Source organism: Streptomyces sp. NPDC048295, assembly GCF_040652135.1.
In the GTDB taxonomy this organism is placed as follows: Bacteria; Actinomycetota; Actinomycetes; order Streptomycetales; family Streptomycetaceae; genus Streptomyces.
Genome location: NZ_JBEZLL010000009.1, coordinates 236,348 through 257,049, shown reverse-complemented (window position 1 = coordinate 257,049; position 20,702 = coordinate 236,348). Strand labels below are relative to the sequence as shown.

Sequence of the window (20,702 nt, the reverse complement as noted above, 5' to 3'; positions counted from 1 at the left end):
CACGTACGCAGCCGCCCGGCATTGACGAGGGGGCCGCGGTGAGGACCGAACAGCAGCCGGAACGGCGGACAGGCAGGAGACAGCGTCTGCTGTCCCTGCTGACCGCCTCGTTCTTGACTCTCGGTGCCGGAGTGGCGTTCTTCACAGCGTCACCGGCGAACGCCGACCCCGTCGAGGAGTGCACCGCCACGACCGGGGCCATTGTCGCCGTGGATTTCGGCCCCTTCGGCGGGCCGGTGGTGCGCGGCTGCGACACCACGCCCACCACCGGCTACGAGCTGCTGCACGAGGGAGGGTTCAGAACCACCGGTACCGTCCACGACGGCGACGGATTCATCTGCCGCATAGGCAACGGCTCCTTCGACTCCGGTACGGAGTACCCGACCCCGGCCAAGGAGGACTGCGTCCTCACCCCGCAGGCCACCGCGTACTGGTCGTACTGGATCGCCTCCCCCGGGCAGAAGAGCTGGACCTACAGCCCCCTCGGCGCCATGTCCCGTACCCCCGGGGCCGGTGACGTGGACGCCTGGGTGTTCGGCGGCACCGATGTCGGCGGCACCACGGGCAAGCCCACCTTCTCCCCCGACGACGTACGGGCCAGGAGCGGTGTCCCCACCACGGAACCCACCGATCCCACGGGCCCGACCAGGCCTCCGGCCCCGGTCGACGTGGCTGCCGCCACCCGCTGGCTCACCGGGATGCTGACGGACGAGGAACGGGTCGTCGACGAGGGCGCCACCGCGCCGGACCACATGCTCACCACCGAGGTCGTCTACGCCCTGGCCGCCGCCGACCCGAAGAGCCCGGTGGCGCAGAAGGCCGCTTCGTTCCTCGCTTCACCCGCGCAGACGGACACGTACGCCTACCCGGCCGGCAAGGACGGGATTCCCGATGCCTCGGCCGCCGCGCGTCTGGCACTCGTGGCCGAGGCCACCGGCAAGGACCCGCGCGACTTCGGCGGCCACGACCTTCTCGGTGACCTCGTCGAGTACGTCTGCCCGAGGGACATCGGCGACGGCGAAACGATCCCCGGCTGCCTCACGAAGGGCGACTTCCGCTCCACGGGACAGGCCGACGCCCAGGCCATGGCCGTCATCGCCCTGCTGAACGGTGAGGTGACACCCCCGGCCGACGCCGTGACCCGGCTGACCGGACTCCAGTGCGAGGACGGTGGCTTCACGGGCATCCTCATCAGGGCCGGCGAGTGGTGCGACAGCGACGCGAGCTCCACCGGACTGATCGCCCTGGCCCTCAAGCGGGCCGGCGGCCACGGCGCGGCGGTCGAGAAGGCGCGGGCCTACCTCAAGAAGTCCCAGCTCCCGACCGGAGCCTGGCCCTCCGCCTCGTACCTGACGACCGGCAGCGCGGGCCCCACCGGCTGGGCCGCACAGGCCCTGCGCGCCCTGGGCGACACGGACCGGGCCGACGCGGGTGTCTCCTGGCTCTCCGAGCAGCAACTACCCAAGGGCGGCTTCGGTTTCGAGGAGGGCGAGACCGACCCCCGGGTGTTCGCCACCACCCCGGTGGTCATCGCGGGTGCCAAGAGCGACCTGGTCGCGCTCACCGCCAGGAAGGCGACCCCACCGACCACACCCACCCCGGACCCGACGAGCACGCCCCCGGCAGGTGACGGGCCCGACCTGAAGAAGGGCAGCGCGTACCTCACCGATCACAGGCGACTGGTACAGGGTCACTACTACGAGAACGCGAAGGGTTCCGGGTTCGCCGACTTCGGCCTGACCATCGACGGTGCCTACGCGCTCGCCGCGACCGGCCACGACAACGCCGCCCTGCGCAACATCGTCGACTTTCTCGACAAGGGCGGCAAGGACGGCAAGGGACGCGGAATCCACGACTGGACCCTGATCGGCACCACGTACGCAGGCGGCGGCTTCATCGGCAAGGCGGCCGTCCTGGCCGAGGTCGTGGGCCGGGACCCCCGTGACTTCGGCGGACAGGACCTGATCGGCGCACTGGCCAAGGCCATCTGCCCGGCGAAGACACCGACGCCGAGGCCCTGCGCGGCCAAGGGCAACTACACCTACGCCACGTCCGTCTTCTCCCAGTCGCTCGGGGTCATGGCCCAGGTCCGCGCGGGCGAGACGGCCGCCGCGGCCGAACCGATCGCCTACCTCAAGAGCCTCCAGGATCCCTCGGGCGCCTGGCCGAGCCTGATCGGCGAGAAGAGCGACATCGAGGTCGACTCCACCGCGATGGCCGCGATGACCCTGGATCTGCTGCCCGACGCCGACTCGCAGGCGGCCGTGGACAAGGCCCTCGCCTGGCTGGCCGGCCGGCAGCTGGCGGACGGCGGGTTCCCGGGCGCCTCCGGCAACTCCGTGAACTCCGCCGCCCTGGCGGTACAGGGGCTGTCGCTGGACGCCACGAAGTACGCGGACCGCATCGCCAAGGCCCGCACGTTCCTCGCCTCGCAGCAGAACACCGACGGCGGGTTCAACGTCGTCAAGGGCGGCCAGCCCGGATCCGACGTCCGCGCCTCGGCCCAGGCCGTCGGGGGCGCCACCGGAATCTCCTTCGGCACCCTCACACGCAGCCTGGACGGCACTGATCCGGAGCCCGCGCCCAGCGGCTCGGGCCGGCCGTCCACCCCCGCCATCGTGACCCCGGGCGAGGAGACGGGCGGTACCGGTACGAGCGAGGACTCGGGCTCGGGCGGCGTCCTCGCCTCCACCGGCGCGCAGACCCTCGCCCTCGCCATCGCCGCCGTGCTGCTGATGCTCGGCGGCTGGGGCACGGCCCGCGCCGCCCGGCGCCGCCGCGGAACCACGGGGAGCGAGGCATGAGAAGCGGTCGTGTGCTGCGCGCCCTGGCCCGCACGGCAGCCGCGCTGGGGCTGACGACGGCGGCGTTCGCCGCCACCTCGGCTCCGGCGGGGGCCGCCCCGCAGCCGATGGGCCGGTGCACCACATCCTCCGGTGCGGTGCTCGCCGTGGATTTCAGCCATTGGGGCGGGCCCGTCTACCGATCCTGCGGAACCACTCCCACCACCGGGTACGAGCTCCTCAACCAGGGCGGCTGGCGGACCACCGGCACCGGCCACGACGGCGCCGCCTTCATCTGCCGCATCGGATACAGCGGCCACCAGGGCGGCAAGCAGTACCCGACGCCGAAGCAGGACGACTGCGTACTGACACCGCCCGCCTCCGCCTACTGGTCGTACTGGCACGCCGGCCCGGGGCAGAGCACCTGGGAGTACAGCCAGCTGGGCGCCATGCTCTACAAGCCGAAGCCCGGCAGCGTCGATCTGTGGATCTTCGGTGGGACGAACATCGAGGGCACCCAGGGCCGGCCCACGGTCACTCCCGACCAGCTGCGCGCCAAGAACACCAGGCCCACCGGTGGCGGGCCCGTCCCCGAGGACACCCGCACCGCGCCGCCGCTGCCGCCGGACGCCAACACCGGTCCCGAGCCGGAGAACCCGCCCCCGGCGGACCCGACGCCTCCCGCGTCGACACCACCACCGAGCCCCTCGGCCCCACCGAGTGCGTCGGCGTCGGCGAGCCCCTCTCCGAGCGTCTCGCCGACCCCCTCCGCATCACCGTCGTCCGGTGCGCGCGCTTCCGGCCCGAGAGTCGTCGACGCGGCGCCCGCGGCCGACGCCGAGCACGATGTGGGCTCGTACCTGCCCGCCGTGGCGACCGGTGCGCTCGTCCTGCTGATCGGCGGTGCCGCCTGGTACGCGGCGAAGCGCCGCCGTGCGGAGTAGCCGCGTGCGCCGTACCACCACGGACACGGCCCAGCCGCCGGCGTCCGGCCTCGCGCCGGACACCGGCGGCCGCCGGCTGCCCCGCACACTGCACCCCGTCGCCTGGTGGATCTGGGCCCTGGCCCTCGCCACCGCCGTCAGCCGCACGAACAATCCGCTGCTGCTGTTCCTGGTCCTCACGGTCCTCGGATACGTCATCACCATGCGCCGGACCGAGGCCCCCTGGGCAAAGGGCTTCAAGTACTACCTCTACCTGGCCCTGACCGTCGTGGCGATCCGTGTGGTCTTCCGTGCCGTCTTCGCCACCGGCATCACCCCCCACGACCACTTCCTCTTCTCGCTCCCGCACATCCCGACCCCCGACTGGTACGCGGGCATCCGGCTCGGCGGCCCCGTCTCGCTGGAGGCGTTGCTGTCGGCCGCCACCGACGGGCTCCGCCTCGCCTGTCTGCTCTGCTGCATCGGCGCCGCCAACACCCTCGCCAACCCCAAGCGGGCACTGCGCGTACTGCCGGGCGCCCTGTACGAGCTGGGTGTCGCCGTCACCGTCTCCATCAGCGTGGCGCCCCAACTGGTGCAGAGCGTCCAGCGCGTGCACCGGGCCCGGCGGCTGCGGGCCGGACGCACCAAGGGTCTGCGGGCCCTGCGCGGCATCGTCGTCCCCGTCCTCGAAGACGCCCTGGAGCGCTCCCTCCGGCTGGCCGCCGCCATGGACTCCCGCGGCTACGGCCGTGCCGGCTCAGCCACTCGGCGCTCCCGCCGCGCGACCGGTGCCCTCATGCTGCTCGGCATGTGCGGCCTGTGTGCCGGTGCCTACGGGCTCCTCGACGCCACCGCACCCGCCCTGCTCGGATTCCCCGCGCTCATGGCCGGCGGGCTGCTGTGTGTCGCCGGCCTGCGCCTCGGCGGGCGCAGGGTCACCCGCACGACCTACCGGCCGGACCCCTGGCGGGCCGCCGAGTGGGCCGTCGCGGGCTGCGGGGTCCTGTCCGCCCTGCTCCTGTTCGCCGGCATCGGCTTCGACGCGGCGGAGTTGAATCCCTCCATCTACCCGCTCAGTTGGCCGCCGCTGCCGCCCGTCCCCGCCGCCGCGGTCCTCCTCGCGGGCGCCGCCGGGTTCCTGGCCCCGCCGCCGAACACACCCGTCCGACCGGCCGTCCCCACGCAGCGCACCGAGGAAAACAAGTGATCACCTTCGACCAGGTCACCGTCCAGTACGAGGACACGGCCGAGCCCGTCCTGCGGGACGTGGACCTCACGGTCGAGGAAGGCGAACTCTGCCTCGTCGTGGGCCACACCGGCATCGGCAAGTCCACCCTGCTGGGCACGGTCAACGGCCTCGTCCCCCACTTCACCGGCGGCACCCTCCACGGACGCGTCACCGTGGACGGCCGGGACACCGCGGACCATCCGCCCCGTGAACTCGCCGATGTCGTGGGCGTCGTCGGCCAGGACCCCCTCGACGGCTTCGTCACCGACACCGTGGAGGAGGAACTCGCCTACGCCATGGAGCAGTTGGCCGTACCTCCGGCAACCATGCGCAAACGAGTGGAGGAGACCCTCGACCTGCTCGGCCTCGCCGATCTGCGCCATCGCGCCCTGCACGAACTCTCCGGGGGCCAGCAGCAGCGCGTCGCCATCGGCTCCGTCCTCACCGCCCATCCGCGGGTCCTGGTCCTGGACGAACCCACCTCCGCCCTCGATCCGACCGCGGCGGAAGAGGTCCTGGCCGCCGTCACCCGGCTCGTCCACGACCTCGGCGTCACCGTTCTCCTCGCCGAACACCGCCTGGAGCGCGTCGTCCAGTACGCCGACCGCGTGATCCACCTCCCCGGCGACGGCCGCGTGGTCCCGGGGCCGCCCGCCGAGATCTTCCGCACCTCGTCCATCGCACCGCCCATCGTCGAACTCGGCCGTACCGCCGGCTGGTCCCCGCTCCCCCTCTCCATCCGCGACGCCCGCCGTGCCGCAGCACCGCTGCGCACCCGGCTGGCCCATGTCGCGCCCCCGGCAGTGCGGGCCGTTCCCGACGCGGACCGCGCGACGCTGCTCACCGCACGCGGGATCACCGTGTCGTACCAGGGCGTCCCCGCCGTGCGTGAGGTCGACGTCGACCTGCGCGGCGGGGAGATCACCGCCCTCATGGGCCGCAACGGCTCCGGCAAGTCCTCCCTGCTCTGGGCCCTCCAGGGCTCCGGTCCCCGCAGAGCCGGCTCGGTCGCCGTGGGCGGGCCCGGCGGCCCGAAGGCACAGGACCCGCAGAAGGTCTCGGCGGCAGCGGCCCGGCGGCTCGTCGGTCTGGTCCCGCAGACCCCCACCGACCTGCTCTACCTGGAAAGCGTCAAGCAGGAGCTCGACCAGGCCGATTCCGAGTCCGGGGTCGCGGCGGACGGGACACGGGCCCGCACCGTCCTGGACCGGCTGGCCCCCGGCATCCCCGACACCACCCACCCCCGTGACCTGTCCGAGGGCCAGAAACTGGCCCTCGTCCTGGCCATCCAGCTCGCCGCCGCCCCACGGGTGCTGCTGCTGGACGAGCCCACGCGCGGTCTCGACTACCGGGCCAAGGGCGAGCTGATCGGCATCGTGAACGCCCTTGCCGCCGAGGGGCGGGCCGTGGTGATCTCCACGCACGACGTGGAGTTCGTCGCGCGGGCGGCCGACCGAGTCGTGGTCATGGCCGAGGGCGACGTCGTGGCCGACGGCCCCACCGGCGAAGTCATCGTCGCCTCCCCCGTCTTCGCCCCGCAGACAGCGAAGATCCTCGCACCGCTGCCCTTCCTCACCGTGGACCAACTGGCCACCGCGGTCGCCGCCGACGGAACGGACCCCGACTCATGAGCACGTACGCCGCGGCCATCCGCATCCGTGCCCGGGCCGGGGTCGTCATCGCCATGGCCGCCTTCCTGGGCGTCGTCGCGTTCTTCTGGCCGTTCCTCGTGGCGCCCGGGAAGTTCGGCTCGAACTACACCCCGCTGCTGATCTTCGGCGTGCTGCTGGTGATCGTGCTCTGTGTGGTGATCTCCGAGATCGCCGAGGGCGGCATCAACTCCAAGGCGCTGGCCATGCTGGGCGTGTTGTCCGCCGTCAACGCGGCCGTCCGTCCCCTCGGCGCGGGCACGGCCGGTATCGAGACGGTGTTCTTCATTCTCGTCCTCGCCGGCCGGGTGTACGGCCCCGGCTTCGGCTTCACCCTCGGGTGCACCTCCCTGTTCGCCTCGGCGCTGATCACCGGAGGCGTGGGGCCGTGGATGCCCTACCAGATGTTCGGCTGCGCCTTCGTCGGCATGCTCGCCGGATTCCTTCCCAGGGCGACCGGCCGCGGGGAAGTCCTCATGCTCGCCGTCTACGGCTCGCTCTCCGGCTACTTGTTCGGCTTCCTCCTGAACCTCTCCTTCTGGCCCTTCTCCCTCGATCCGAACAGCTCGATCGCCTACCTGCCGGGGCTTGCCTTCACCGAGCAGTTCCAGCGATACATCGCCTTCGACCTGGCCACCTCCCTCGGCTGGGACACCGGCCGCGCCGTCACCAACCTCGTCTGCATCACGCTGGCCGGTCCCGCAGTTCTCACCGTCTTCCGCCGCGCCGCCCGCAAGGCCCGCTTCCAGGCACCGATCCGCTTCGCACCCCGCGACGCGGGCCCGGACGCCGCGACCGGCTGAACCCCGGCCGACGGCCCCGGCGACTTCGGCACCGCACGACCGCCCTGTCTTCAGGGCCGGTAGACGCACTCCGCGAGCGTCGCGTGCTTCTTCCAGCCCAGCGTCTCGTACAGCGCGCGCCCGGCGTCGGTCGCGCCGAGAACGCCGAGGACCGCTCCCTCTCCCAGCGCACGGTCGGCGAGCGTACGCATCACGAAGCCGCCCAGCCCGCGCCGCCGATGGGCCTCCTCGGTCACCACCCGGTCCACGACCGCCTCGCCCCCGAGGACCGCCATCTGCCCCTTGGCCGCCTGCCGGCCCGCCTCGTCCAGGACCCGGACGCGGATGACGCCTCCACCGGACTCCAGGGTCACGGTGCAACCCTCGGGCGCGACCGGGTTCGTGGCCACCAGGTCCACGGCCATCAGATGCCCGGTCTCCTCCCGGGCCACGACCCACCCCTGAGGCAGCCAGGGCTCGATCGTCTCCGGCTCCGCGGGCATCTTCATCCACGTCCGCGGGGTGGTCACCGAGGCAGCGGCACTACGGACCAGGGACTCACGGGTCTCGGGCAGGACATGGCGCCCCGCTTCCACGGGACTGTCGCTCACCTCGATGTAGAACCCCCACGGTTTCTCGACCGGAGGAGGCGTCCGCCGGGACGCGGCCCAGCCCGCCACCCAGGTCCTCACCATGTCGGCAACCATCAAGCCCTCCCGGAGCATTGACCACTTCACGGAACAAGTAATGGTCGATCAGCTGGGTGGCATGTTACGACGTCGCTCGGCGCGTGACATCCGCTTTCGCTGTCATGGGGCGCGGCAGAGGGCCGGATCCGGGCACGGTCGATGCCCCGACCACCCCGACCGGGCCCGCCGGCCGGGTGCGGACGGCGGCAACGGCGTTGGAGGACTGCGGCGTTGTGGTCAACGGCAGCGACGACAGGGCGGAGACGGCGCGGGGGTGGGATCCGGCCGGTGGAGAGCTCCAGGTGTGGTCCCGGCGCCGGTCCGCCGTACGGGCCGTGTCACACGTCCCGGGGGCCGGTGTCCAGGGAGCCGAGGAAGGTCAGCGTGCGGTCGAGCAGCAGGGCGGCGGCCTCGGCGTCGTAGGACAACAGTGAGTCATCGGCGAACAGGTGCTGATCGCCGGGATAGAGGTGCAGCTCGGCGTCGGGGACCTCGTCGGTCAGGGCGCGGGCGGCATCCGCGTCGCCCTCTTCGGTGAAGAGGCGGTCCGCCTCCATGGCGTGGACACGGACCGGGAGCCCCGACGGCCACGCCCCGAAGGCCGAAGCCGGCACGCACGAGTGGACGAACACGGCGCCGCGGGCGCCGGCCCGGGTCTGCGCCAGCTTCTGGGCGGGCAGCACGCCGAGCGAGAACCCGACGTAGACCAGCGCCTCCGGCGAGTCCGCCACCGCCCGGACACCGCGGTCGAGCAACTCGTCGAAGCCGGTCTTCTCCGCGTACGCCAGTCCCGCGTCCAGGGTGTCGAAGATGTGGCCGTCGTACAGATCGGGGGTGTGCACGGTGTGTCCCTCGCCGCGCAGGGCGTCAGCGAAGGCGGTCACACCGGGGGTCAGGCCCTGGGCGTGATGAAACAGGAATACTTCGGCCACCGTGAGCCTCCAACAGCTGTCGAACAAGGATCGGTTCATGAACCTAGAAGGTCCGGGACCGTGGATCAATCCGGCGGCCGTGGATCAATCCGGCGGCCGTGGATCAATTCGGCACCCCTGGACCAGCGGCGGCTTCCCGGACCGCGTCCGGCAGCCTCCTCATTCCCCGGGCGGGGGCGCCAGCAGCATCGGCCGGTCGGAGTCGGCGTCGAGTGCCCGGTCCGGGGCCCCGGTGAACACCGCGGTCGCGGGCGCCGCCCGCGCGTAGAGCTCCGGGTCCGCCTCGGTCTCCGCCCGCAGGACCAGCACCGCCTCCGGGTCGACGGACGAGCGGCCGGGGAACACGGCGAGGTCAGCGCCCGCCCGCGCCAGCGGGGCGGGGTACACGGCGATGTCGACCGTCAGGCGGCGGCCGTCGAGGGTGTGTTCGGCCCAGCCGTCGGTCCGCGACAGGAACAGCACACCGTCGCCCTCGTAGCAGTGGTCACCGAGCCGGGCGACGGCGCGCTCACCGGGTGAGCCGTCCGGGTCGACGCGGAGCGTCACGACGGGCGCGTCGGGCTCGTCGGGGTTGATGCCGGTACGAACGTGGAGCCGTGCCACGGGTGGCCTCCGGTGACGGACGGGGCGGATGAGGGACCAGTACAGCACGGTGACCCCGGCGCGCGGGCCGGGGGCCGCCGCGGAGCTCCGGCGTCCCCTCGCTCCGAAGTTCGACCGAGCGGATTCGCCACGGGGGGTAGGCCCGCACAGCACTCTTGTTATACGTTCCGTCCAACAGCTTGCTAGACATGACGTCTAACAAGCGAGGGAGGCGCTCGGCAGCCCTGGATCCCATCGAGCGGCACGAGATGGGGTCGCGGCCGGCCGGCATGGAGTCGATCTGTCGATTCGAGGAGCCGCACCATGGCAAGCAGCACCGTTCGGCCGGAGGACCAGGACCGGCTCGGCGAGCAGGACGTCGCCCGGCGCCTGCTCGACTCGTCGGCGAAGCTCTCGTACGACCCCGTCACCGAGGTGGACTGGGACACCCCGCTGGACAAGGACTTCCACGGCGCGAGCCCGGAGTGGAGCACGCTCTACGGCACGGCGTACTGGGACGAGTTGACCGATGCGCAGCGCAAGGAGCTGACGCGGCAGGAGGCCGCTTCGGTGGCCAGCACCGGCATCTGGTTCGAGATGATCCTGCAGCAGATGGTGCTGCGCGACATCTACACGACGGACGCGACCGACCCGCGGTTCCAGTGGGCCCTCACGGAGATAGCCGACGAATGCCGGCACTCCATCATGTTCGCCCGTGGGGCGGCGAAGCTGGGCGCCCCGGCCTATCGGCCGCGCCGCGCGGTGGTCGAGCTCGGCCGGGCGTTCAAGACTCTCGCCTTCGGCGAGGCGGCGTACGCGGCGATCCTGGTCGCCGAGGAAGTGCTCGACGTCATGCAGCGTGACTGGATGCGGGACGAACGGGTCGCGCCGTTCGTACGTACCATCAACAACATTCATGTCGTCGAGGAGTCACGGCACATGAAGTTCGCCCGCGACGAGACCCGCAAGCGGCTGCGGCACGCGGGCCCCCTGCGCCGGCAGCTCAACGCTTTCGTGATCGCCGTCGCGTCCTATTTCATCGTCACCAGCATGGTGAACCGGCAGGTCTACGCGAACGCCGGGCTCGACACCCGGCGCGCGCTCGCCGAGGCGGGTGCGAACGAGCACCACAAGTCCCTCATGCGGTCCAGCTGTTCGGGGCTGATGGAGTTCCTGGCCTCGGCCCGACTCCTCACCAAGCCCGCGCTGGCTCTTTACAAGCGCGCCGACCTGATCTGATCCGAGCCGAGCGACCCGAGCTGACGAGATGACCTACGCCATCACCCAGACCTGCTGCAACGACGCCACCTGCGTCGCCGTCTGCCCTGTCAACTGCATCCATCCGACGCCGCAGGAGCGGGAGTTCGGCAGTACGGAGATGCTGTACGTCGACCCGAAGTCCTGTATCGACTGCGGTGCCTGTGCCGACGCGTGCCCGGTGGACGCCGTCTTCCCGGTGGACGCCCTGCCCCCCGCACAGCAGGAATACGCCGCGATCAACGCGGCGTACTTCGCCGGACGGAAGCCCGCGCAGGAACCCGGGCAGGAACCCGGACAGGATGTCAGGAGCCCCAACTTCCACCACTGGGACGCGCCGTCGTTCGAGCGCGGTCTGCCGTCCGACTTCGCACCGATCCGCGTCGCGGTCGTCGGTACGGGCCCGGCGGGCATGTACGCCGCCGAGGACCTGCTGCTGCACACCAACGCCGAGGTGACACTGGTCGACCGGCTGCCGGTGGCCGGCGGGCTCGTACGGTACGGGGTGGCTCCCGACCACCCCGCGACCAAGAAGGTGGGCGACACCTTCGCACGCTTCCACACCCACCCCCGGGTACGGATGCACCTCGGAGTGGAGATCGGCAAGGACATCACCGCGGCGGAACTCGCCGCCCACCACGATGCGGTGATCTACGCGGTGGGCGCCTCCACCGACCGCCGCATCGGCATCCCGGGCGAGGAACTGCCGGGCAGCATCTCGGCGACCGCGTTCGTGGCCTGGTACAACTCCCACCCGGAGGTCGCGCCGGACGCCGTCGACCTGTCCTCGGAACGGGTGGTCGTGGCCGGTAACGGCAATGTCGCCCTCGACGTCGCCCGCATCCTCGTCACGGATCCGTCGGTCCTGGCCGGCACGGACATCGCGGACCACGCGCTCCCGGCCCTGCGCGCCTCGAAGGTGCGCGAGGTGGTCCTGCTCGGCCGCCGCGGCCCGGAGCATGCGGCGTACAGCGCCTCCGAGTTGCTCGCCCTCAAGCATCTGCCGGACGTGGAACTCGTCATCGACGGCCACGACCCGCGGACCGGCGGGGCGATCGACGGCGCCGCCCCGGACGAGAAGGCGGGCCTGCTGCGGGGCGTGCCCCGCGAGACGGTGGACTGGTCCCGCCCACCCGCCCCGGGCCGGCGCATCGTCCTCCGCTTCCACTCCGCACCCGTCCAGGCGCTCGGCGACGACACCGTGCGGGCCGTGCGCGTGACAGGAGGCGAGGGCGAGCTGGACATTCCGGCCGGCACACTGCTGCGCGCGGTCGGCTACCGCGGCGTTCCCGTCGCGGGGCTCCCCTTCGACGAGGCGACCGGCACCGTCCCGCACGAGGGCGGCCGGGTGGCGGGGATGCCGGGGACGTACGTCGTCGGCTGGATCAAGCGCGGACCCTCGGGCGGCATCGGAGCCAACCGCGCCTGCGCCGCCGAGACCGTCGGCACACTCCTGGGCGATGCCGTAGCCGGTGTCCTGTCCTCACCGGCGCCCGCGCCCAAGGCCTTCCTGCGGCTCGCCCGGAGCCGCACCCGCCATGTCGTCGATGCCAAGGGGCTGGCGGCCATCGACCGGGCCGAGCTGGCGCGTGGCCGTGACGGCGGACGACCGAGGGTCAAGTTCGGCACGGTGCCGGAGCTGGTCGCGGCGGCGAAGGGCGGCCGCTGGAAGCTGCCGGGCTGAGCATCACCGGACGGGGCCCGCCCGGCCCCGTCCGCACGTCCTCCCCTCCGGCGATCCCGGCAAGACGTTCATGATCGCTTCACCGGAAAGTCGGCCGGACCGCACCGCCGGCAGGCACACGGCACCTAACGTCCTTGGTTCAGACCGGTTATTCACCCGTTATACAACCAGGCCGGGAAGCCAGCATGGACTTCCCGGGCCGGAGAACAGGGACCCCCGTGAGACTCACCCCTCTCGTGATCGCCGCGACGTCCGTCGCGCTCGTCGCCCCGACCGCTGTCGCGCAGGCCGACTCCCCCGGCACGCACACCCCGGCCGCACCCGGTGTCAGCGTGCCGGGCGGGCGGTACGAGCACGCGGTCGAACTGAAGTTCCGGGCCGAGCACGGCACCACCGTCCGCTACACGCTGGACGGCACGACCCCGACCCGCGACAGCCACGTCTACTCCCCCGGCCGTCCGCTGCGGATCAAGAAGGACACCAATGTCACCGCGGTCGCCTTCCAGGGCGGGCGGAGCAGCGTCCCGGTGTCCTACGGCTATCTGATCAAGTCGCGGGAGAAGCCGCTCGCCCGGCTCGTCGTCATGTCCGATGTGCATGTCGGCAGCCACGCGAGCGCCGACAAGAAGTACGAGAGCTTCTTCGACACCATCGGGTCGATCTTCCCCGAGCCCGACGCGATCCTGTCCAACGGCGACATGATCAACGACAACGGTGACGGCAAGGGCCCCGACCACAGGATCGTCTCGGAGATCTTCCAGACCCAACTCGCCCGCAAGGGCATGACCGGCACCAAACTGCTGATCTCCAACGGCAACCACGACGCGAGCCTCGCCGCGATACGGGCCGGGTACCCCGGGGCCTGGTTCCCCGACTCGGGCGGCGGCTACTACGAGTCCGAGGTGAAGGGCCTGCACGTCCTCACGGTCAACACCGAGACGTACAACTCCGACACGGCCCAGCGCGCCTGGCTCAAGCAGCGGCTCGCCGCGATCACCGCCGACAGGTCCTACGCGGGCAAGCCGGTCCTGGTGCAGGGTCACCGGCCCACCACCGGGACGACGATGGACGGCCAGCAGGCCTCCAACCCGCGGCTCGCCGAGGATCTGAGCGCCTTCCCGCAGGCCATCCTGTTCTCCGGCCACTCGCACCTGAACATCAATGACGACCGTTCGATCCACCAGCGCGACTTCACCTCGGTCAACGACGGTTCGATGTCGTACATCGAGGTCGACCACGGCTATCAGATGGTCACCGAGGACGGTCTCGCCGACCGGTTCGAGTCGCCCACCGCGCAGGCTCTGTTCGTCGAGGTCTACAAGAACCGCACGGAGATAGCACGGGTCAACATGGCCGCGGACAAGCACGACATCTACACCGGCGGCCAGTGGTCGGCGAACTGGCAGCCGCCGTACGCCAGCGCGGGCACGCTCGCCGGCTCCACCTGGACGGTGCGGCTGAAGGGTTCGACGGGCGAGCAGATCAAGGACGGCTTCCGCTACACGGACGCCGCACGCAACACGGTCCCGCCGAGGTTCACCACGAGCCGGCCGCTGTCCCGGGTCCGTGACGCCGAGGGCGGCACGGCACTGCGGATCGCGCAGGCCGAGGACGACCAGATGGTCCACCACTACGACGTCGACATCACCGACGCCGCGACCGGCGCCTCCGTCGTCACGTCCAAGGTCCTCTCGGACTACTACTTCATGCCCCGCCCGAACACGCTCGACATCCCGGTACCGGGCGCCGTGAACGGCGGCCGGTACGTGGCACGGGTCGTCGCCGTCGACGCGTACGGGAACGCCTCCCCGGCCGCGTCGCTGGCCTTCCGCGGGTAGCGGGCCGGATCCGGGACCGGGCGGCTCCCTCCCTGGGGTGCCGTCCGGTCCCGGTCCTGCCGGGTGGTCAGGTCGCGTCGGGGTCGACCGCGACCTGCCCCCTGGCGCGTCTGCCGACCACGGCCGCCGCCGCGACGGCACTGCCCGCGAAGGCCAGGGCGACCATCCACGGCTGGTTGAAGACATGCCGGGTGGCATGGTCGACGGAGTAGCGGCCGGGCCCGGTCAGGCCGATCGCCGCGGCGGTGAAGCCGAGGAACGCCGGGTACTCGTACCCGCCGCCCTGAGCGAAGAATCCGGCGGGCGCGTGGACGGCCACGGCGCCCGCCATGGCCCCGGCCGCGGCCGCGCCGGCCGCCGGGGTGGCGAGGCCGAGAGCCAGCAGCGCCCCGCCGCCCGCCTCGCCGAGCCCGGCGGCGACCGCGCTGTGCTTCGGCGGATGGAAGCCCATGGCCTCCATCGCGGCGGTGGTCCCCTGGATGCCTCCGCCGCCGAACCATCCGGCCAGCTTCTGGGTGCCGTGCGCGGCCAGTACCGCGCCGGTGCCGACGCGCAGGACGAGCAGGCCGAGGTCACGCCGGTCGAGGCAGGCCATGGGTGTCTCCGCAGGGGTTCGGGGTGGGCGGGGCAGGTACGCGTGCGGTCGCCCCGGATCGGTCGGATGCCGTGGTTCCACTTTCCGTGGCCCGGGGCGCCGACGGGTCCTGGTGCTACGCCGTTCGGGGGACGGTCCGGTGCGCGGCACTGAGACCCACGCCATTGTGCAACTTGTTGCACAATGGCGTTCCGGTGGTCTACAACTGGCGCAACCGACACTGCGCGAGGAGCCGCCGCATGAGCCCGTACCCGAATCTGCTGAGCCCGCTCGACCTGGGGTTCACCACGCTCCCCAACCGGGTGCTGATGGGTTCGATGCACATCGGTCTCGAAGAGGCCGAGCACGGCTTCGAGCGGATGGCGGCCTTCTACGCGGAGCGCGCCCGGGGCGGCGTCGGCCTCATGGTCACCGGTGGCATCGCCCCCGACGCCCGGGGCTGCTCCTTCCCCGGCGGGGCCAGGATGACCACCGAGGCGGAGGCCGAGCAGCACGCGCGGGTCACCGCCGCCGTCCACGCGGCGGGCGGCCGGATCGCCATGCAGATCCTGCACTTCGGCCGGTACGCGCACCACCCCGGTCTGGTGGCACCGAGCGCGATCAAGGCCCCGATCAGCGCCTTCACCCCGCACGCCCTCACCGACGACGAGGTCGAGGAGACCATCGAAGCCTTCGCGAGGGCGGCCGGACTGGCACGCCGCGCCGGGTACGACGGGGTCGAGATCATGGGCTCCGAGGGCTACCTGATCAACGAGTTCATCGCCGCCGCCACCAATCACCGCACCGATCGCTGGGGCGGCTCGTACGAGAACCGCATCCGGTTCCCCGTCGAGATCGTGCGCCGGGTCCGTGAGCGGGTCGGCAGCGACTTCATCCTGATCTACCGGCTGTCGATGCTGGACCTGGTGCCGGGCGGTTCCTCCCTGGAGGAGGTGGTGCGGCTCGCCCGTGAGATCGAGTCGGCCGGGGCCACCATCATCAACACCGGGATCGGCTGGCACGAGGCCCGCATCCCCACCATCGCCACCTCGGTGCCGCGCGGCGCCTACACCTGGGTCACGGAGAAGGTGCGCGGGGCCGTCTCCGTGCCGCTGGTGACGAGCAACCGCATCAACACGCCCGAGGTCGCCGAGGAGATCCTCGCCTCCGGCCGGGCGGACATGGTCTCGATGGCGCGGCCGTTCCTCGCCGACCCCGACTTCGTCGCCAAGGCGGCCCAGGGCCGCGCCGACGCGATCAACACCTGCATCGGCTGCAACCAGGCCTGCCTGGACCACATCTTCAGCGGCAAGGTCACCTCCTGCCTGGTCAATCCGCGCGCCTGCCACGAGACCGAGCTCACCCTGTCGCCGACCCGCACCACGAAGCGGGTGGCGGTCGTGGGTGCCGGGCCCGCCGGTCTCGCCTGCGCCGTCTCGGCGTCCGAGCGCGGGCACGAGGTGACGCTGTTCGACGCGGCCGAACAGATCGGCGGCCAGCTGAACGTGGCGCGCCGGGTCCCCGGCAAGGAGGAGTTCGACGAGACGCTGCGCTACTTCCGTACCCGGCTGCGGGAGGAGAAGGTCGGGCTCCGGCTCGGTACGCGCGTCACGGCCGGAGCGCTCGACGGCTTCGACGAGGTCGTCCTCGCCACCGGCGTCACCCCGCGCTCCCCCGGGATACCGGGCCAGGACCACCCCAGCGTGGTCGGCTACCTGGACGTCCTGCGCGACGGGGCTCCGGTCGGCGAGCGGGTCGCGGTCATCGGGGCGGGCGGCATCGGCTTCGACGTCGCCGCGTTCCTCACCGACCCGGGCGACGGGGCGAGCCGCGACCCGGAGGTGTTCTTCCGGCAGTGGGGCGTCGACACCGGCTACCGCGACCGAGGCGGGCTCCGCACCCCGGAGCGTGCGAGGACCCCCCGGACCGTCCACCTGATCCAGCGCAGGTCCGGCAAGGTCGGCGCGGGGCTGGGGAAGACGACCGGCTGGATCCACCGCACCGAACTGCGCCACCGCGGCGTCACCACGATCGCGGGCGCCGCCTACGACCGGATCGACGACGAGGGCCTGCACCTCACGGTCGACGGCGAGCGGCACGTCCTGCCGGTCGACACGATCGTGGTCTGCGCGGGTCAGGAGCCGTCCCGCGACCTGTACGAGGAGCTGCTCGCCGCGGGCCGTACGGCACATCTCATCGGCGGCGCCGACGTGGCGGCCGAACTGGATGCCAAGCGGGCGATCCGCCAGGGCACGGAGCTCGCGGCCTCGCTGTGACGCACCGGTCCGGTGGCGCGGGGACCGGCCCCTGCGCCACGGCCGGCCGTCCATAGGATGCACCCCATGTCACTCCCGCATGCGATTCTCACCGCCCTGCTCGAGAAGCCGTCGTCGGGGCTGGAGCTGACCCGCAGGTTCGACCGGTCGATCGGCTACTTCTGGTCCGCCACGCACCAGCAGATCTACCGGGAGCTGGGGAAGCTGGAGCAGGCCGGACAGATCCGGGCACTGCCGTCGGAGCAGCCCGCCCGGGGGCGGAAGAAGGAGTACGAGGTGCTGCCGGCGGGCCGTGAGGCGCTCTCCGCCTGGGTGGCCCGCTCCGAGGACCCCAAGCAGGTCCGGGATCCGCTGCTGCTGCGGATGCGGGCCGCGGCGGTCGTCGGGGCACCCGGCCTGGATGCGGAACTCCGCCGCCACCTGGGGCTGCACCGCCGGCAGCTGGCGGAGTACCTGGAGATCGAGGAGCGGGACTTCCCGCCCGGGCGGGACGCCGAGGAGGACCGGCTGCGTCACCTGGTGCTGCGCGGCGGCATCGATCTGGAGAACTTCTGGATCGGCTGGCTGACGCGGGCACTGGACCAGGAAGAGAAGCCGGGTCCGTAGACGGGTAGTTCCGGTACGTGACAGTCGGGCGGGCGCATGTCACCTACCCGCGCCACACCACCGGCAGGCGGACAGACATCGCTTCGGCGCGTCACGAACCGCCCACCGGTGCCCGGACCGGTTCCGGCCGCAGCACCGCCCGGTCCGTCGGCGCCCGGCCGGCGATGACGACCCGTGGCGGCGATCCGGTCCCGTCGGGCTTCGGCTCGCCCCCGGCCGGACCGGCGGTGACCGGACCGGCGGCGGCCGGGTTCTCCGCCTGGGCACGGCTGAGCAGGAACACGCCCCGTACGGCCGCCACCGTTCCGAGCAGGGCCAGGAACAGGCTGGTCGTCCCGCCCTGGAGTCGTTCGCCGAGCAGGGCCAGGCCGATGGCCGCCGCGGCCACCGGATTGGCGAGCGTGACGACCGCCAGCGGTGCGCCCAGTCCGCCCCGGTAGGCGGTCTGGGAGAGCAGCAGCCCGCTCATCGCGAACGCGGAGACCAGCAGCGCGACGACGACCAGACGCCAGCTGATCAGCGGTCCGGTGTGGTCGGTGACGGAGACGGTCAGGGTCTGGGTGAGCGCGGACGCGACCCCGGAGGTGATGCCGGACGCGGCGGCGTGCCGCAGGCCGGGGCGTGCTCCCGGCCTGCTGAGTCCGGCGACGACGGCCATGGTCCCGGCCCCGACGGCCAGGGCCTCGGGCAGGCTGAGCGTTTCGTGCGGGGCGGCACCGCCCGCGGTCATCAGCAGGGCGCCGAGACCGAGCAGGGTGAGGATCGTGCCGCGCCATTCGATCCTGGTGACCCGGCGGCCGGCGGCCCTGGCGCCCAGCGGGACGGCGGCGACCAGGGTGAGGGCGCCGAGCGGCTGGACGAGGGTGAGCGGGCCGTACTTGAGCGCCGCGACATGCAGCAGCGCGCCACCGGCGTTCAGCCCGACCGCCGACCACCAGGCACCCCGGCCGAGCAGCCGCAGCACCCCGGCGTCCGGTTCGGTCCGCCCGGCGAGCCGGGCCTGCGCCACCGCGGCCGAGGCGTAGGCGGCGGCGGAGACCAGGGACAGCGCGACGGCGATCACGGTGGCGTTCATCGCCGCGCCCCGGTCGAGGCGTATGCGGCCGGGACGGCGGGATCGACGGCGTACGGCAGGGCCGCCGGCGCGGGTTCGCCCGTGGTGGCCGGCCACGGGAGACGGGCCCGCGCCGGATCCGTGCGCGGCAGCCGCAGTGCCGCGAAGGCCACCGCGAGCAGCGCCGAGACCACGATCGAGTCGAGCCAGTAGTGGTTGGCCGTGCCGACTATCACCAGCAGGGTGACGAGCGGGTGCAGCAGCCACAGCCAGCGCCACCGCGTCCGGGTCGCGACGATCAGCCCGACGGCCACCATCACCGCCCAGCCGAAGTGCAGCGAGGGCATCGCGGCGAACTGGTTCGCCATCGAGTCGGTCGCCGGAGTCGCCCCGTACACCGTCGGCCCGTACACCTGGCCGGTGTCGACCAGTCCGGCGGCGTCCAGCAGCCGCGGCGGGGCGAGCGGGAAGAGCAGGTGGAGGGCGAGCGCCGCGCCGGTGAGCGCGGCGAGGATACGGCGCGACCAGACGTAGTGGCGTGGGCGGCGCCAGTAGAGCCACACGAGGAAGAGCAGCGTGGCCGGGAAGTGCACGGTCGCGTAATAGGTGTTCGCGAGATGGATCAGCGTCTCGTTGTGCAGCAGTAGGTTCTGGACGGCACCCTCGCCGGGCAGGTGCACGGAGCGTTCGAAGTCCCAGACGTGTCCGGCATTGCGGTACGCCTCGTCCACGTGACCGTTCGCGACCTGCCGGCCGAGTTTGTAGATCACGAAGAGACCCACGACCAGAAGAAGTTCGCGGACGAGGGGCGGTCGGGCAGAACTGTCCGGCTCCCGATCTGCTGGCTCGCTACCGGCGTACATCACCCGGTGCCCCTTTGCTGACGAAGCGGTGTTACGGCGGCATGGTCCAGTCCATGCCGTATCGATACGCCAGTGTACCGATACGCGAACGTATCGGTACACGCGCGTATCGGTACACTGTCGTATCGGAGGACCTCGTCGCAGCTAGCCGGGAGGGAAGACACATGTCGCCGCAGGAAGTCGCGCAGGAACCGGCGCACACGCCGCGCCGCTCCAAGATCACGCCGGAGCGGGCCCAGGAGTTCTACGCGGCCGTGCTCGACATGCTGCGGGAGTCCGGGTACGAGGCGCTCACCATGGAGGGCGTCGCCGCGCGGACCCGCTGCGGCAAGTCCACGCTCTACCGGCAGTGGGGATCCAAGCCCGAACTGGTGGTGGCCGCACTGCACGGCACCCAGCAGGCGCTGCTCCCGCACATCGACACCGGGAGCCTCGCGGGCGACCTGCGCGAGGCCGCGCGGTCGATCGGCGCGGGATCGGGGCGCGACACCCCGCTGATGCACGCACTCAGCCATGCCGCGCTGCAGAGCCCCGAGCTGCTGTGCGCGATGCGCGAGGCGCTGATCGTGCCCGGACTGGCGTCGATCGACGCCATGGTCCGGCGCGGTGCGGAGCGCGGCGAGATCCGGCGGGACAACCCGGCCGCGGAGTTCGTCTCCGCACAGCTCCTGGGCATCATGCGCGCCCGTCCGCTGCTGGAGGGGAAGAACGTCGACGAGGCCTATCTCACCCGGTTCGTGGAGAACGCGATCCTTCCCTCGCTCGGACTGGGCGCACCCGCGCACTAGTCCCGACAGACGTGGGCCGTCGTCCGAGCGGATGACGACGACCCGCCGGCGCCGCACCGTGGGGACGGGGGCGGCGCACCATCCGGGCGGCCGGTGACTTCTTGGAAGTCACCGGCCGCCCGCGGTTTTCACACCTGTTCCACCGAACGAACAGTCGGCGGATCCACCTGACCGGTCCCGCGACAGCGCGG

General features: G+C 72.0%; 17 protein-coding genes. 11 read left to right on the top strand and 6 right to left on the bottom strand.

Annotated elements, in window-relative coordinates; all coding sequences use genetic code 11:
• The first annotated feature begins 38 nt into the window (after positions 1-38).
• The 5 genes from AB0D53_RS16545 to AB0D53_RS16525 are packed head-to-tail and all read left to right on the top strand — an operon-like array spanning position 39 to position 7,389.
• On the top strand, positions 39-2,804 hold the full coding sequence (locus AB0D53_RS16545; RefSeq protein WP_362446271.1) for a prenyltransferase/squalene oxidase repeat-containing protein: 2,766 nt from the start codon (positions 39-41) through the stop codon (positions 2,802-2,804).
• Positions 2,801-3,727, top strand: coding sequence for a hypothetical protein (locus AB0D53_RS16540; RefSeq protein ID WP_362446268.1), 927 nt, complete (start codon positions 2,801-2,803; stop codon positions 3,725-3,727). Before AB0D53_RS16545 ends, AB0D53_RS16540 begins: the two co-directional genes overlap by 4 nt.
• A 4-nt stretch (positions 3,728-3,731) precedes the next feature.
• Positions 3,732-4,916 (top strand): energy-coupling factor transporter transmembrane component T, encoded by a 1,185-nt coding sequence (locus AB0D53_RS16535; protein WP_362446265.1) that lies wholly within the window; start codon positions 3,732-3,734, stop codon positions 4,914-4,916.
• Positions 4,913-6,568, top strand: coding sequence for an ATP-binding cassette domain-containing protein (locus tag AB0D53_RS16530; RefSeq protein ID WP_362446262.1), 1,656 nt, complete (start codon positions 4,913-4,915; stop codon positions 6,566-6,568). The genes AB0D53_RS16535 and AB0D53_RS16530 overlap by 4 nt, the downstream gene beginning before the upstream one ends.
• Positions 6,565-7,389: an ECF transporter S component gene (locus AB0D53_RS16525; protein ID WP_362446259.1), complete on the top strand. Its 825-nt coding sequence runs from the start codon at positions 6,565-6,567 to the stop codon at positions 7,387-7,389. Before AB0D53_RS16530 ends, AB0D53_RS16525 begins: the two co-directional genes overlap by 4 nt.
• A 50-nt stretch (positions 7,390-7,439) precedes the next feature.
• On the opposite strand, the gene AB0D53_RS16520 is transcribed toward AB0D53_RS16525, so the two are convergent.
• The 3 genes from AB0D53_RS16520 to AB0D53_RS16510 form a co-directional block, all read right to left on the bottom strand.
• Positions 7,440-8,063, bottom strand: coding sequence for a GNAT family N-acetyltransferase (locus AB0D53_RS16520; RefSeq protein WP_362446256.1), 624 nt, complete (start codon positions 8,061-8,063; stop codon positions 7,440-7,442).
• Between the two features lie 332 nt (positions 8,064-8,395).
• Positions 8,396-8,989: a dienelactone hydrolase family protein gene (locus AB0D53_RS16515; RefSeq protein ID WP_362446253.1), complete on the bottom strand. Its 594-nt coding sequence runs from the start codon at positions 8,987-8,989 to the stop codon at positions 8,396-8,398.
• A 159-nt stretch (positions 8,990-9,148) separates the two neighbouring features.
• On the bottom strand, positions 9,149-9,592 hold the full coding sequence (locus AB0D53_RS16510) for a hypothetical protein (RefSeq protein WP_362446250.1): 444 nt from the start codon (positions 9,590-9,592) through the stop codon (positions 9,149-9,151).
• 303 nt (positions 9,593-9,895) lie between these two features.
• On the opposite strand from AB0D53_RS16510, the gene AB0D53_RS16505 reads away from it, so the two are divergent.
• From AB0D53_RS16505 to AB0D53_RS16495, 3 genes are all read left to right on the top strand, one after another.
• Positions 9,896-10,810, top strand: coding sequence for a diiron oxygenase (locus tag AB0D53_RS16505; RefSeq protein ID WP_362446247.1), 915 nt, complete (start codon positions 9,896-9,898; stop codon positions 10,808-10,810).
• 28 nt (positions 10,811-10,838) lie between these two features.
• Positions 10,839-12,512: an FAD-dependent oxidoreductase gene (locus AB0D53_RS16500; RefSeq protein ID WP_362446244.1), complete on the top strand. Its 1,674-nt coding sequence runs from the start codon at positions 10,839-10,841 to the stop codon at positions 12,510-12,512.
• 218 nt (positions 12,513-12,730) lie between these two features.
• Positions 12,731-14,350, top strand: coding sequence for a chitobiase/beta-hexosaminidase C-terminal domain-containing protein (locus AB0D53_RS16495; RefSeq protein ID WP_362446241.1), 1,620 nt, complete (start codon positions 12,731-12,733; stop codon positions 14,348-14,350).
• 67 nt (positions 14,351-14,417) lie between these two features.
• Here the strand turns inward: AB0D53_RS16495 and AB0D53_RS16490 are convergent, their stop codons facing one another.
• Positions 14,418-14,945 (bottom strand): DoxX family membrane protein, encoded by a 528-nt coding sequence (locus tag AB0D53_RS16490; protein ID WP_362446238.1) that lies wholly within the window; start codon positions 14,943-14,945, stop codon positions 14,418-14,420.
• Positions 14,946-15,184: 239 nt separating this feature from the next.
• Here AB0D53_RS16490 and AB0D53_RS16485 point away from each other — a divergent pair, with 239 nt between their 5' ends.
• Together AB0D53_RS16485 and AB0D53_RS16480 are read left to right on the top strand one after the other, a co-directional pair.
• A complete protein-coding gene (locus AB0D53_RS16485; RefSeq protein ID WP_362446235.1) occupies positions 15,185-17,200 on the top strand; it encodes an NADPH-dependent 2,4-dienoyl-CoA reductase in 2,016 nt (671 codons plus the stop codon).
• 66 nt (positions 17,201-17,266) lie between these two features.
• Complete coding sequence (locus AB0D53_RS16480; RefSeq protein WP_362446232.1) at positions 17,267-17,806, top strand: PadR family transcriptional regulator; 540 nt, start codon at positions 17,267-17,269, stop codon at positions 17,804-17,806.
• 91 nt (positions 17,807-17,897) lie between these two features.
• Here the strand turns inward: AB0D53_RS16480 and AB0D53_RS16475 are convergent, their stop codons facing one another.
• Both AB0D53_RS16475 and AB0D53_RS16470 read right to left on the bottom strand, forming a co-directional pair.
• Positions 17,898-18,881, bottom strand: coding sequence for a hypothetical protein (locus AB0D53_RS16475; protein ID WP_362446229.1), 984 nt, complete (start codon positions 18,879-18,881; stop codon positions 17,898-17,900).
• A complete protein-coding gene (locus AB0D53_RS16470) occupies positions 18,878-19,726 on the bottom strand; it encodes a phosphatase PAP2 family protein (protein ID WP_362446226.1) in 849 nt (282 codons plus the stop codon). Before AB0D53_RS16470 ends, AB0D53_RS16475 begins: the two co-directional genes overlap by 4 nt.
• Before the next feature lie 161 nt (positions 19,727-19,887).
• Between AB0D53_RS16470 and AB0D53_RS16465 the strand changes: the two genes are divergently transcribed.
• A complete protein-coding gene (locus AB0D53_RS16465; protein ID WP_362446223.1) occupies positions 19,888-20,511 on the top strand; it encodes a TetR/AcrR family transcriptional regulator in 624 nt (207 codons plus the stop codon).
• Positions 20,512-20,702 lie beyond the last annotated feature (191 nt).

Coding starts and splice junctions, on each gene's coding strand:
- AB0D53_RS16540 (WP_362446268.1), top strand. CDS start 2,801: ATGAGAAGCGGTCGTGTGCTGCGCGCCCTGGCCCGCACGGCAGCCGCG.
- AB0D53_RS16525 (WP_362446259.1), top strand. CDS start 6,565: ATGAGCACGTACGCCGCGGCCATCCGCATCCGTGCCCGGGCCGGGGTC.
- AB0D53_RS16520 (WP_362446256.1), bottom strand. CDS start 8,063: ATGGTGAGGACCTGGGTGGCGGGCTGGGCCGCGTCCCGGCGGACGCCT.
- AB0D53_RS16505 (WP_362446247.1), top strand. CDS start 9,896: ATGGCAAGCAGCACCGTTCGGCCGGAGGACCAGGACCGGCTCGGCGAG.
- AB0D53_RS16500 (WP_362446244.1), top strand. CDS start 10,839: ATGACCTACGCCATCACCCAGACCTGCTGCAACGACGCCACCTGCGTC.
- AB0D53_RS16490 (WP_362446238.1), bottom strand. CDS start 14,945: ATGGCCTGCCTCGACCGGCGTGACCTCGGCCTGCTCGTCCTGCGCGTC.
- AB0D53_RS16485 (WP_362446235.1), top strand. CDS start 15,185: ATGAGCCCGTACCCGAATCTGCTGAGCCCGCTCGACCTGGGGTTCACC.
- AB0D53_RS16480 (WP_362446232.1), top strand. CDS start 17,267: ATGTCACTCCCGCATGCGATTCTCACCGCCCTGCTCGAGAAGCCGTCG.
- AB0D53_RS16475 (WP_362446229.1), bottom strand. CDS start 18,881: ATGAACGCCACCGTGATCGCCGTCGCGCTGTCCCTGGTCTCCGCCGCC.
- AB0D53_RS16465 (WP_362446223.1), top strand. CDS start 19,888: ATGTCGCCGCAGGAAGTCGCGCAGGAACCGGCGCACACGCCGCGCCGC.